This is a genomic window from Snodgrassella sp. ESL0304, from assembly GCF_013344995.1.
Lineage (GTDB): Bacteria > Pseudomonadota > Gammaproteobacteria > Burkholderiales > Neisseriaceae > Snodgrassella > Snodgrassella alvi.
Genome location: NZ_JAAEDR010000012.1, coordinates 419911 through 433903, shown reverse-complemented (window position 1 = coordinate 433903; position 13993 = coordinate 419911). Strand labels below are relative to the sequence as shown.

11 protein-coding genes are annotated in these 13993 nt (G+C 40.6%); 7 read left to right on the top strand and 4 right to left on the bottom strand.

Going from position 1 to position 13993, the window contains the following annotated elements:
* Nucleotides 1–12: 12 nt before the first annotated feature.
* The 7 genes from GYX91_RS05560 to GYX91_RS05530 all read left to right on the top strand — a co-directional run bounded on the left by GYX91_RS05560 (nt 13) and on the right by GYX91_RS05530 (nt 9804).
* Nucleotides 13–906 carry a LysR family transcriptional regulator gene (locus GYX91_RS05560; RefSeq protein WP_174830147.1) on the top strand — a complete coding sequence of 298 codons (894 nt, stop codon included), beginning with the start codon at nt 13–15 and terminating at the stop codon, nt 904–906.
* A 91-nt stretch (nt 907–997) separates the two neighbouring features.
* On the top strand, nt 998–2665 hold the full coding sequence (gene ettA, locus GYX91_RS05555) for an energy-dependent translational throttle protein EttA (RefSeq protein ID WP_025330751.1): 1668 nt from the start codon (nt 998–1000) through the stop codon (nt 2663–2665).
* A gap of 195 nt (nt 2666–2860) precedes the next feature.
* Nucleotides 2861–5305, top strand: a complete 2445-nt coding sequence (gene lon / locus GYX91_RS05550; protein ID WP_084565690.1) for an endopeptidase La — start codon at nt 2861–2863, stop codon at nt 5303–5305.
* Between the two features lie 200 nt (nt 5306–5505).
* Nucleotides 5506–5775: an HU family DNA-binding protein gene (locus GYX91_RS05545; protein ID WP_025330749.1), complete on the top strand. Its 270-nt coding sequence runs from the start codon at nt 5506–5508 to the stop codon at nt 5773–5775.
* A 153-nt stretch (nt 5776–5928) separates the two neighbouring features.
* A complete protein-coding gene (locus GYX91_RS05540; RefSeq protein ID WP_174830146.1) occupies nt 5929–7461 on the top strand; it encodes a peptidylprolyl isomerase in 1533 nt (510 codons plus the stop codon).
* 112 nt (nt 7462–7573) lie between these two features.
* Nucleotides 7574–8920, top strand: coding sequence for an aldehyde dehydrogenase family protein (locus tag GYX91_RS05535; RefSeq protein WP_174830145.1), 1347 nt, complete (start codon nt 7574–7576; stop codon nt 8918–8920).
* A 110-nt stretch (nt 8921–9030) separates the two neighbouring features.
* On the top strand, nt 9031–9804 hold the full coding sequence (locus GYX91_RS05530) for a toxin-antitoxin system YwqK family antitoxin (protein WP_174830144.1): 774 nt from the start codon (nt 9031–9033) through the stop codon (nt 9802–9804).
* A gap of 9 nt (nt 9805–9813) precedes the next feature.
* Here GYX91_RS05530 and GYX91_RS05525 read toward each other — a convergent pair whose 3' ends face one another.
* From GYX91_RS05525 to GYX91_RS05510, 4 genes are all read right to left on the bottom strand, one after another.
* Nucleotides 9814–10110 carry a CHY zinc finger protein gene (locus GYX91_RS05525; RefSeq protein WP_078475625.1) on the bottom strand — a complete coding sequence of 99 codons (297 nt, stop codon included), beginning with the start codon at nt 10108–10110 and terminating at the stop codon, nt 9814–9816.
* A gap of 154 nt (nt 10111–10264) precedes the next feature.
* Entirely contained in the window at nt 10265–11503 is a 1239-nt protein-coding gene (gene icd, locus GYX91_RS05520) for an NADP-dependent isocitrate dehydrogenase (protein ID WP_174830143.1), read from the bottom strand.
* 144 nt (nt 11504–11647) lie between these two features.
* Nucleotides 11648–12718, bottom strand: a complete 1071-nt coding sequence (gene dinB / locus GYX91_RS05515; RefSeq protein ID WP_174830142.1) for a DNA polymerase IV — start codon at nt 12716–12718, stop codon at nt 11648–11650.
* A gap of 85 nt (nt 12719–12803) precedes the next feature.
* Nucleotides 12804–13850: a lysozyme inhibitor LprI family protein gene (locus GYX91_RS05510; RefSeq protein WP_174830141.1), complete on the bottom strand. Its 1047-nt coding sequence runs from the start codon at nt 13848–13850 to the stop codon at nt 12804–12806.
* Nucleotides 13851–13993 lie beyond the last annotated feature (143 nt).

Here is a 13993-nt window from a genome sequence, read left to right as displayed (position 1 = left end):
TGAGATCATGAAATGAATCGATTAGATGCGTTGAAATATTTTGTGATAGCAGCAGAAGTGTTAAGTTTAAAAAAAACCGCAGCGCGATTTTCTGTCTCACCGCAAGTAATCACTCGAGTGATCGCTGAATTAGAAGAGGATTTGGGTGAGCCGCTATTTAAACGGAATACACGAAGTATTACTTTAACTGATTTTGGCGAGGCATTTGTACCTAAAGCAGTACGATTTTTGCAGGAAGAAGAACAGCTATTTGGCACATCTAAAAACGCAGAAGATGAATTATGCGGTACGGTTCGAATAACCTTACCATCGTATCCATATTTTGACCGCATTTTATATCGCTTATTGACTGCACTTGCTCCATATCCACAAATTAATATCGAATGGCGGACTGGTTTTGATATTCTAAAAACCGTAAACGACCAAATTGACATAGGCATTCGCATTAGTAAAAACCCTAATGAACATTGGATTGCTAAAAAAATCTGCGCATTGCAAGAACCGATTGTGGCTTCGCCAAAACTTATCGCTCAAACCGGTTTGCCAAAAGATATGTTTGAATTGGTACAAAAATTTCCGGTGGGTAATATTTTTAATCCAAATAGTGGTAAAGCATGGGATTGGTGTATTGGTGACTTGTCGATACCGCTGGCCAATCCAAGTGTTGTCACTACAGATTTAAAAAGCTTATTACAAGCTGTATTAGCCGGTCGGATTTTTGCACCGATTACTCATCAGGACTGCCAGTGTTATCTTGATTCGGGCGAGTTGGTTATCGTATTCGACAATCATGAAATTGAAATTTGGTCATTTTATCTTTATCGCCCATATCAAACGATTACCCCAAAACGGGTTTTACTGGTCTATGAAATATTGGAAAAAATTTTAACGCAAAGCATTCGTTAACAGCAGGTATATGCATGTTAAAATTAAAATCATAATTATTAGCCGTTCCTTTTCAGGCTGATTCTGACTAATTTACACTGATGAATACACTATGAGCCAATATGTATACTCAATGCTGCGCGTAAGTAAAACCGTGCCGCCTCAAAAACAGATTATCAAGGATATTTCTTTATCTTTCTTTCCCGGTGCCAAAATTGGTTTGCTGGGACTTAATGGTGCAGGGAAATCCACTGTTTTAAAAATTATGGCCGGAGTAGATACCGAATTTGAAGGTGAAGCCATTCCAATGAGTGGTATCAAAATCGGCTATTTACCACAGGAGCCACAGCTTGATGCTGATAAAACAGTAAGAGAAGAAGTGGAATCCGGTTTGGGGGATGTAGCCGGTGCACAGAAAAAACTGGAAGAAGTCTATGCTGCTTATGCAGAACCGGATGCTGATTTTGATGCGCTGGCCGAAGAGCAGGCACGGCTGGAAGCTATTATCGCGGCAGGGGCCGGAGATAATTTAGAACATCAGCTGGAAATTGCTGCTGATGCACTGCGGTTACCAGAATGGGATGCACGGATTGGTAATTTATCCGGCGGGGAAAAACGCAGAGTTGCATTATGTAAATTGCTATTAAGTAAGCCGGATATGCTGTTACTGGATGAACCGACTAATCACCTTGATGCAGAATCAGTAGAATGGCTGGAACAGTTTCTGGTTCGTTTTCCGGGTACAGTAGTAGCTGTTACGCATGACCGCTATTTTCTGGATAACGCTGCAGAGTGGATTCTGGAATTAGACCGTGGGCATGGTATTCCATGGAAAGGTAACTATAGTTCATGGCTGGAACAAAAAGAAGCCCGACTGGAGAACGAAGCTAAAACCGAGGCCGCAAGAATTAAAGCCATGAAGCAAGAGCTTGAGTGGGTAAGACAGAATGCACGCGGTCGTCAGGCTAAATCTAAAGCGCGTCTGGCGCGTTTTGAAGAAATGAGTAATTACGAATATCAGAAACGTAATGAAACTCAGGAAATATTTATTCCTGTAGCTGAGCGTCTGGGTAATGAGGTGATTGAGTTTGAGCATGTCAGCAAAAGTTTTGGTGACAAATTACTCATTGATGATTTAAGTTTTAAAATTCCGCCTGGTGCCATTGTCGGAATTATCGGACCAAACGGAGCCGGTAAATCTACATTATTTAAACTGATTACCGGACAGGAACAGCCGGATACGGGTGAGGTAAAGATTGGTCAGACAGTAAAATTATCAATTGTTGATCAGAGCCGTCACGGTCTGCATGATGATAAAAACGTATTTGATGAAATAGCAGAAGGGCGTGATATTTTACAGGTAGGACAATTTGAAATTCCTGCCCGAGCCTATCTTGGCAGATTCAACTTTAAAGGCAGTGACCAGAGTAAAATTGTAGGAAAACTATCCGGAGGTGAGCGCGGACGTCTGCATCTGGCCAAAACTTTAATTTCCGGTGGTAATGTATTGCTGCTGGATGAACCATCAAATGATCTGGATGTGGAAACTCTGCGTGCACTTGAAGAGGCCTTACTGGAATTTGCCGGCAGCGTACTCGTCGTTTCACATGATCGCTGGTTTCTTGACCGGATTGCCACACATATTCTGGCTGCTGAAGGCGAATCAAAATGGGTATTTTTTGATGGCAATTATCAGGAGTATGAAGCTGATAAAAAACGTCGTCTGGGCGAAGAAGGTGCAAAACCCAAACGCATTCGCTATAAACCGGTAATTCGCTAGTTTGTCTGGCCGGACATATTAAATTCAGATGCTATATATATTTGTCCGGCTAATATTTCTCTTTTTAAAATAAATCTTCTTGATACAGAATTTTTCAATAATTATTCAATATTTGAAATACTTGAAAAAAACTGGTTTAGCACCATTTTAACATCCAATTTAATTGCATATTTCCAGGAAAGATTGAGGCATTACATGGCTGAAATTTATGATTCTGCTCCGTTACAGCCAACCACGATGGCAATGTTGCCTTTGCGTGATGTTGTCGTTTACCCGCATATGGTATTGCCCCTTTTTGTAGGACGTGAAAAATCCATAGCGGCTCTGGATGCTGCCATGGAGCATGATGAACCGGTATTTTTGCTGGCACAGAAAAACGCAGATACTGATGAGCCACATGCTGAAGACATGTATGACATGGGCACAGTAGCCAGTATTCTGCAAGTGCTTAAATTACCTGATGGTACGGTTAAAGTACTTGTGGAAGGTCTGTACCGGGCTAAGGTACAGTATATTGATGAAAGCGGGCCATATGTTGAGGCTCATATAGAAAAATGTACGGATGCCATTGAAGAGGATAAACATGATGATGAGGCATTACGTCGTACCTTATTATCCCAGTTTGAACAGCTGGCGAAATTGAATAAAAAAATTCCGGCAGAAGTCATTACTACTATTAACGGTATCGATACTCTTAGCCGTCTGGCTGATACTATTGCAGCCCACTTGCAGCTGAAACTTGACCAGCGCCAGCAAATCCTTGCTATGACCAATGTGACTGCCCGTCTGGAACATTTACTTCATTTGCTTGAGTCTGAGCTGGATATCCTTCAGGTAGAAAAACGTATTCGCGGGCGAGTAAAGCGGCAAATGGAAAAGTCGCAGCGTGAATATTATCTGAATGAACAGGTAAAAGCGATTCAGAAAGAGCTGGGTGAAGAAGATGATGATCTGGCTAATCTTGAAACGCAGATTCGTCAGGCTGGTATGAGCAAAGAGGCAGAAGAAAAATGTCTGTCTGAATTCAAAAAATTGCGCATGATGCCTCCGATGTCAGCTGAATCAACTGTTGTTCGTAATTATATAGATACGCTGCTTGAATTACCGTGGAAAAAGAAATCCAAGGTAAGCAAAGATATTGGCAAAGCCGATATGATTCTGAATGCCGACCACTATGGTCTCGAAAAAGTTAAAGAACGCATTCTTGAATATCTTGCAGTGCAAAAACGCATGAATCAGCTTAAGGGGCCTATTTTATGTCTGGTCGGCCCTCCGGGTGTAGGTAAAACATCACTGGGTGAATCCATTGCTAAAGCGACCGGACGAAAATATGTTCGTATGGCGTTAGGTGGTGTGCATGATGAGAGTGAAATCCGCGGCCACCGGCGAACTTATATCGGCTCAATGCCTGGTAAAATTCTGCAAAACATGGCCAAGGTTGGTGTTAAAAACCCACTATTTTTACTCGATGAAATTGATAAATTAGGTAATGATTTCAGGGGTGATCCTGCCAGTGCTTTACTTGAAGTGCTTGATCCTGAACAAAACCATTCTTTTTCTGACCATTATGCAGAGGTTGAATTTGATTTATCAGATGTAATGTTTATTGCTACCTCTAATAGTATGAACATTCCGTCTCCGCTACTTGACCGTATGGAAATTATTCGTCTTTCCGGTTATACCGAAGATGAAAAAATTAATATTGCCATGAAATATCTGGTAGCTAAACAGATCAAGCAAAATGGTGTACGCGACGGTGAAATCTGCATTGAGGAATCAGCTGTACGCGATATTATCCGTTATTACACCCGTGAAGCCGGTGTACGTTCACTTGATCGTGAAATAGCCAAAATTTGCCGTAAAGTAGTAATGAAGCAAGCGGTTGCAGCAGAAAATACCAGTAAAGGTAAAAAAACTAAAGCAAAACCAGAAACTATTGTCATTAATGCAGATAATTTACATGACTATCTTGGTGTCCGCCGCTTTGATTATGGAGTAGCGGAAAATGAAAACCGTATTGGTCAGGTAACAGGACTAGCCTGGACAGAAGTGGGTGGTGAACTTTTAACTATTGAAGCCAGCAAATTTCGTGGTAAAGGCAATATTCTGCGTACCGGTAAGCTTGGTGATGTGATGCAGGAATCTGTCAGCGCTGCGTGGAGTGTTGTTCGTTCACGGGCTGAAAGTCTGGGTATCGAGCCTGATTTTTATGAAAAAAATGATATTCACGTACATGTTCCAGAAGGTGCTACGCCGAAAGATGGTCCGAGTGCTGGTAGTGCCATAACTCTAGCTTTGGTTTCTGCTTTTACCGGTATACCGGTACGTGCGGATGTAGCCATGACTGGCGAAATTACTCTGCGAGGAGAAATTCTGCCAATTGGCGGGCTGAAAGAAAAGCTGCTGGCTGCTTTACGCGGCGGAATAAAGCATGTGCTGATTCCGAAAGACAATGTTAAAGATCTGGAAGAAATTCCGGCTAACATCTGTGAACAGCTGACTATTCATCCGGTACAGTGGATAGATGAAGTACTTGATCTTGGACTGGCTTATCCACCCAGCCCATGGCAAAGTACACCGGAAGAAAATGTAATAGCTAATTCAGCGCCTAAGTCAACAACAAAAACCGTAAAACACTGAGTATGCAGCCATTCACCAACACTAATGGTGAATGGCATTGTTTTTGGCATGATTTAACTCAATGTAGATGTGTCGGCGCTTGACATAAAGAATTTGGGCTTGTTATAAAGTAATCGTAATGTATTGTTCAGTTTTTGCCATAAAGGAAATGGTCGGAAACTGAAAATCATATGAACATAACAACAGAAAGGGACTTTATTGTGAATAAGTCTGAATTGATTGAAGCTATTGCTCAGGAAGCCGATTTACCTAAAGCTTCTGCAGCAAAGGCTCTGGACGGTATGATTAGCTCTGTTACTAAAGCACTGAAAAGTGGTGATACTGTAACTTTAGTGGGTTTCGGTACATTTTATGTTGGTGAACGTGCTGCACGTGCCGGACGTAACCCGAAAACTGGCGAGCCATTGCAAATCAAAGCAGCCAAAACTCCTAAGTTCCGTGCAGGTAAAGCACTGAAAGATGCTCTTTGATTTGAATTTTGTAATCAAGCTGGGCGGGATATTTTCCCGCCTTTTTTATTGTTTGTCGCTTTTGTGCATTAATTCTTTAATCAACATGGTTTAGCTTAATAAAAAAAGTTACAATATCGTTCTGTCTGTTTTAAATAAAGTTAACTGAATCTCATGTTTCACATTGTAGAAAAATATAAAACCCCGGCTCAGATTATTCTAGGCGCGATTTGTCTAAGTTTTGTATTTGCAGGCGGCTATTCACTGGCTGTTCCCGGTTCTGATTATGTCAGCAAAGTAGGCGACATAAAAATTAAAATAAACGATGTCAATGATTTTCAGCGGCGTTTACAGAACGCTTCCGGTAATCCGGTAAGTAAACAGCTTGCTTATGAAACACTGCGTGATCAGGCTTATATTCAGCAGGCTGCTAATGATATGAATATTAATGTTTCTATCAGCCAGATAAAACAGGTGATTGCATCTGACCCGAGTTTTCAGGAAAACGGAAAATTTGTAGAAGCCAAATATCGCGCATTTTTACAACAATCAGGAATGACAGAAGAAGCTCTGATAAACGGTATGCGTAAACAGTACGCTATGCAGACTATGCTGAATCTTATGAAAGCCGGTAATCTGGTAAGTGACGTACAGGCCAGACAAATGATTAATCTGTTGCAATCTGCACGTCAGGTACAAACAATTACCTTTCCTGCAACTAATTTTGTCAGTCAGGTAGCTGTTGATGACAGCAAGCTAAAAGCTTATTACGAAGCGAATAAAAAACGTTATTATCTTCCGCAGGCTGTTAAATATGAATTTGTACAATTGTCTGCTGCAGAGCTGGGCGCTAAGGAAACAGTCAGTGAAGCTGAGCTGCAGGAAGCATATAATCAGATTCCGACTTCCGCATCAGCTCCGAAACCTTCTTTGGAAAGTGTAAAAGCACGATTAACTCAAGAGATTCAGATTCGTAAGGGTGCGGCTGTTGTTGCGAAAATGAAAGAAACTGTCAGTGATCTGGCATTTAATAACCCAAAAACATTACAGCCGCTTAATGATAAGCTTGGTTTACAAATTCACAAGGTAGATCAGGGCTGGGTAACACGCGATATGGCCAATGCCAGTGGAATGCCAAAAGCGCTACAAGATGTTTTATTTGGAAATGATGTACTGATAAAACGATATAATTCTGAACCAGTTGATTTGGGTAACGGAACATATTGGGTGGTACGTGCACTGGATGTACGTAAAGAACATCAGGCATCTTTTGCAGAGATTAAACCTCAGATACAACAGGACTACATTGCCGAGGAAGCCAAAAAGCTGGCGACAGCATCAGCTAAGCAGGCTCTTGAAACTTTAAATAAAGGTGACGTTTCCAGTCTGCCATGGTCACCAAGTACAGATCTTACGCCACAACAAGCTGTAGCGATGATGTCTAAGGGTGATTTCCAGCTTTGGATTAAAGCCAAACCTGCAAACAATAAACCGGCATATATTTTACTTACTGATCAGCAAAATCCAGTATTGATTAAAATTAATGCAATTAAACCACCTCAGGATATGGGTAATGTTTTGCCACAGGCTAAGCAAATTATCAGCGAAAATCTGGCACAGAACCTTGCTGTTGCTAATCTGCAATGGTTAAAAAATCGCTATAAAGTGAAGCAGGGTGTACAAAAGCTGGATACGGCTGACGAATAATAAAATTATTATTGACCTTATAAGTTTTATAAGGTCAATATTTTTTGCAGACATATATTGTCTTGTATTCAATACGTATGGATTTACCGTTTGCAGTTGAAGGATTTTTGAGTTGTATACCAGTTATCATGCCATTACAGGTGAAGTTCTATTTACCCGTGAAAATCTGACCAGAGCTGAATTCGATTTACAGTATCAGCAGCTATCCAGTAAACAACGTAATTTTGCCTGTGAAAATGTGCAAACACGCACTCATTATCTTTTAGAGTTTGCTCAGCGACTGGAACAAGCACAAACTGAACTGGCCTATCAGATTTGTATTGAAGTAGGGCGCTGTTTGCGTGAATGTGAAGCAGAAATCAGTAAATCTATTGCTCTGATTCGTTATTATGCACATTTAGCGCCCGAGCTGCTTGCTCATAAAACTATTGCCACGCAGGCAAGCCTGAGTCAGGTTCGTTTTGAGCCTCTAGGAACAGTATTGGCAGTAATGCCATGGAATTATCCGGTATGGCAGATTTTGCGCTTTGCTATTCCTGCTTTATGTGCCGGAAATGCCTGTCTGGTGAAACCGGCACCTTCTGTAGGCAAAATCAGCCAGATGCTGTTTGAATTGATAGGGGATGATTTACCTTTACAACTTGTCTGGCTCAGTAATGATGATATTGAATATGCTATTGCTCAAACACAGGCACTGGCTTTTACCGGTTCAACCCAAACTGGGCGATATCTGGCAGCACTGGCCGGCCGCCATTTACGCAAATGTGTTATGGAGCTGGGCGGAAGCAATGCCTTCATTGTATTAAATGATGCGGATATTAAGCAGGCTGCTGCAGATGCTTGTTATTCACGCTTTCGCGATGCCGGTCAGTCATGTAATGCGGCCAAACGACTGATTATAAATAATGACATTGCTGATGAATTTCTGGCTGTTTTTATGCAACACTGCCGGAAACTGCAAATGGGGGAGCCATGGCTGCCGTCTACAACTTTGGCACCACTGCATCGCAATGATTTACGTACATTGGTTCATGAGCAGGTTCAGGATGCACTTACCCATGATGCACAATGTTTACTTGGCGGTAAAATCCCGGAAAATATACAAGGCTGGTTTTATCCGGCGACTATTCTGGATAAAGTCAATCCGGATTGTCGTGTATATCATGAAGAAGTATTTGGACCAGTAGCGATTATTCTGCGAGCCAGTGATAATCATCATGCATTAACGCTGGCTAATGATAATCCTTTTGGTCTGGGAGCCAGTATTTATACGCAGAACACTTCACAGGCATGGAAATTCGTAGAACATTTAAATGTCGGTAGTGTATTTATTAACCGACATACGAGTAGTGATTTACGCCTGCCTTTTGGTGGAGTAAAAGATTCCGGATTCGGACGCGAATTGTCAGAATTTGGTATTTATGAGTTTGTTAATGTGAAAACCTACTGGCAAAAATAATTGATACATTCATATAATCAATAATTTATTTGAAAAAGAATGTAATATCTATAGATATAATTTTTATTGCATAAAATAATGATTCTACTTAGTAAAAAGGGACAGAAACTATGTATGTAGCCAGACGCTTTTACTGGTTCGTACTCGCCATAATACTTTTTTTGATTGTAATAACAGTTGTATGGCAGATAAAGTCCCAAGCGCATAAAACTGTCAATACAGATATAAACCAGCATGTTGTGAATAAGCAGCCAAAGGTTCAATATCATCAGAATTCTCACCAATCAAAAAACGATCAGGTTAATGAACAGATTCTTCCCGAACCTGAAAAAAACAAATATGATGCTGAATATGCTTTGCCCATAGATCAGTTACAACAGTTAATTCCGGCTATGAAAGAAGGCGTATTACAACTATCGTATCCGGATGGTAAAAAGAAAATACAAGGCAGCTATAAAAAAGGTAAACCAGTCGGACAATGGCATAGCTGGTATCCAAATGGCCGGCTTGCGATTGAAATAAGCTGGAAAAACGGTTTACCGAATGGCAAAACACGCAGCTGGTATGAAAATGGCCATAAACGCGGAGAAATTTATTTCGTTAACGGAAAAGCAGAAGGGCGCTGGCAGCGCTGGTACGCTAACGGGCAGATAAAACAGGACATGACTGTTCATCAAGGCGTGGTAAAAACGATGACCACGTGGGATAACAGCGGACATCTGATCTCTGATGTTGCAATTATAGATAATAAAGTTAGCGGAGTTGTTCTAACTTGGTATGATTCAGGTGCCAAAAAAAGTGAATCTGTATTTGAAAAGAACGAACTAGTACGTAAAACCGAATGGGATGAAGACGGACTAATTGTTGACCTTGATGATAATTAATAATATATATTATTTAAAATAAATATTTTTATGTGATGCACAGCGTGGGTTAAAAGAAGCCTGACAAAACGGACACTGATATTGCTGATACTGTTTATAGGTTAAGAGGGTTTTGCAATTTCCACACATAACCGGTTGGCTATTTTCAGTTGTCATGGCTACAAATGTATGATCACACATCAAATCATGGCATTTAAAGCAGGCATAGTATTGTTTACACTGGGCACATTGAAGAGCAGCGATATCATTTTCATTATGATAGTGTACACAGCGACCGCAAGAATCGGTTTGAATTCCTAAAATCATTGTTTTCAACTTTTCAGATAATATTTATTATAGCTGAACATAAATGTTTTTAAAGATAACTGTCTTTATATATCGAATGGATTATGAATTTTATTTTATAAAAAAACCGAATCCCGTTTCAGGATTCGGTTTTGTGAATACATGATATAAAAATTTACATACGTTCAATCAGAGCCTTACCAAAATCAGAGCAGGAGACTTCTTTTGCACCTTCCATCATACGGGCAAAATCATAGGTGACAATTTTGTCGGCAATGGCTTTTTCAATTGAGGTAATAACCAAATCTGCAGCTTCTTTCCAGCCTAAATGACGTAACATCATTTCGGCAGACAGAATGATAGATCCCGGATTAACTTTATCCTGACCAGCATATTTAGGTGCAGTACCATGTGTTGCTTCAAATACGGCATATTCATCAGAGATATTGGCTCCCGGAGCAATACCGATACCACCAACCTGAGCAGCCAAAGCATCTGAAATGTAGTCACCATTCAGATTCAGTGTCGTAATCACATCATATTCAGCCGGACGCAGCAAAATCTGCTGCAGGAATGCATCAGCAATACAATCTTTAATGACGATATTTTTACCGGTTTTCGGATTTTTAAATTTGCACCATGGTCCATCATCAATTAAAGTTGCGCCAAATTCATTTTTAGCCACTTCATAAGACCAGTCACGGAATCCGCCTTCGGTAAATTTCATGATGTTACCTTTATGAACAATGGTAACACTGTCACGGTCATTATCAATAGCATAACGTATAGCTGCGCGGGTCAGACGTTGTGAACCCTCTTTAGAAACAGGCTTAATACCAATGCTGGATGTTTCAGGGAAGCGGATTTTGGTAACACCCATTTCACCTTGCAGGAAATTGATAATTTTTTTAGCATCTGCTGTTTCTGCAAACCATTCAATACCTGCGTAAATATCTTCAGTGTTCTCACGGAAAATAACCATGTTAACTTTACTAGGATCTTTAAGCGGAGAAGGTACGCCTTTGAAATACTGTACAGGACGTACACACTGATATAAATCCAGTTGCTGACGAATGGCAACATTCAGTGAGCGAATACCGCCGCCTACCGGTGTAGTCATCGGTCCTTTGATTGCTACTTTATATTCTTTAATGGCTTCCAATGTTTCTTCCGGTAACCATACATTTTCACCATAAACTTTAGTGGCTTTTTCACCGGCATAAACTTCCATCCAGACAATTTTTCTGGAACCGTTATAGGCTTTCGCTACTGCTGCATCAATAACGTCTTTCATCACTGGCGTAATATCAACACCAATACCATCCCCTTCAATAAAAGGAATGATTGGATCATTCGGAATAGCTTGGCCAGAAACGATTTTATGACCTTCTGTCGGCACTTTAATGTGACTCATGGTAACTCCTGTGATGTTACTTTTTCTGATAAAGGGCTACTTACTCCCGCTTGCAGCCTGACAGCCTCATTATCCTTTATTTTGTTAACTTAAGCCAGAAAAATGTAGTGCGATGTAGTCGGAAATTGTTTCAGGGCGATATCATCAGAATGCATTTTCAGAAGCCCATAAATCAGGCTGATATTCATGCTGATAGAAATGGCTGATACCCAGACCAATTAGCCGGAATTGTTCGCCATTGTCCGGTAATCGTTTGAGTAAATCCTGCCCGGCAGCAATCAAAGCTGCAGCATCAGGTAAAGGAGAAGAGTAGGTCTGCGAACGTGTATGAATCTGAAAATCGGCAGTTTTTAATTTTAAAGTTACACAATTTCCCTGCAACTGTTTCTGTTGCATCGTTTCTACCAATGTCTGTGCCAGGTCAGGCAGATGGCGGGCGATTTCAATCAGATTTTCATTTTTGATAAGTGTAATTTCCGTAGATATCTGCTGGCGGTTACGTTCAGGAGTAACTTCGCGGTCATCACGCCCCTGAGCTAGATCAAACAGCCGGTATCCCCAGCGACCAAAATGATGCACTAAAACAGATAAATTTACCTGACTTAAATCTCCGACTGTTTTCCAGCCTAAGGCATTCATTTTCTGCTCTGTTACTTTACCGACTCCGGGAATTTTACCTAACGGTAATTTCTGCAAAAAATTCATCACTTGCGAAGGTGCAATAACAAACTGACCGTTTGGCTTGCGCCAGTCAGAAGCAATTTTAGCCAGAAATTTGTTAGGAGCAATACCGGCGGAGGCTGTCAAACCGGTTTCTGACAGAATTGATGCGCGTATTTCACTGGCAATATCCCGGGCATAAGGCAGATTGCCCTGATAATTAGTGACGTCGAGATAAGCCTCATCCAAAGATAAGGGTTCAATTTGATGTGTATAACGGTTAAAGATACTGTGAATATGCTGTGACACTGCACGGTATTTATTGAAATCCGGAGTAATATAAATTGCCTGAGGGCATAATCGCTTAGCTGTAGATACAGCCATAGCAGAATGTAATCCATATTTGCGAGCCGCATACGAGGCAGCACAAATTACTGACCTTGGTCCATCCCATGCTACAACAACAGGTTTGTTTTGAAGTTCGGGACGATCGCGCAACTCTACTGACGCATAAAAAGCGTCCATATCAATATGAATAATTTTCCGATCCGACATGTTTATACTTTATTTATTAAATATGTAGGATCAGACACCAGTAATATAAAAAAATAATACTGATGTCCAGACTAATAATGACGAATTAATGCAGGCTATAACCGTTAAGATACTTAATACGTTCATTAATCATTAGTGTATCACATTCCAGCCGTATTAGTTCCGCCTGAGCGGGCGAACCGGCTTTAGCAGCTTTTGCCTGACACTGACTGGTTTTCTGGGCTATCCATTTCTGTTCTTCCTGCTGCAAGGTATTACGAACAGTATCGTTCAGATTATGCCATTTCGCATTAATAACACTATTGGCATTGCGGTTATTATCCCGTGCCTGCTGCAACTGATCAGCAGTTATATCATTTTGGATAACATGATTGTCATCAGCCTGATTATTACTCTCTGTTGCTAAAGAATGACCGTTAAGAATATCACTAGCCTTCTGAGCTTCCGGGCTGAGGCGATCTAATGGTAAAACCTGGGCATTGGGATTAGTGATCAGCTTGATAGCATCTGCACGATTGTACATATGCCCGGCAATCATGACTGTATCCTTGATACCATAGGGTAATAGTGCATTACCTAAAACAGTACTTAAGGTTTGAATACCCGTCTGATCAAATTTGCTGGCAGAATTGGTTACAGATGCCGCATTAGCATTTGTTCTGTCTGAAACAGGTGCATATTGGATAGGTTTAGAGAAAACATTATCATGCAGAGTAACTTCATTACCTTGCAACTGCTGATTCAGATGGGCAATAAAATCGGTTTTACCAAATAACAACGGAGCATTTGTCTGAATTTGCTGCCAAATATTAGTGGGAACGGTAATTTTTAGCTCACTGCTGCAAACAGGATTACCATTATTGTCTTTATCCAGCTTGCCATCAGATACGGCTACAGATAATTCATGGCTGGCATTGATTACTTTATCTGCATCTACAAACTGACGGCTGTCATTTTGAGCGAACTGATGAACATTATTATTGATACCTGTCTGTAGGGTTTGCTGAATCTGACTGCGAAGCTGCTCACTATTGCAGCTTAGCTTTGCTTTAGATGCTTCTGAATCATCCTTTGAACAGGCTGCCAGAGAAATAATACCGATGATGCTGTATACAAGTATGCTTCTTTTCATGATTGTTTCCTATATTGATGATGGATAAAAGACAACTTGATTACAAATAATGCATCTTTATTATGCTGCGTATGTAATTATTAATCATTTGATTTTACTAAAAAATACAAAAAGCCTGAAATATCTCTCAGGCTTTGGAAACA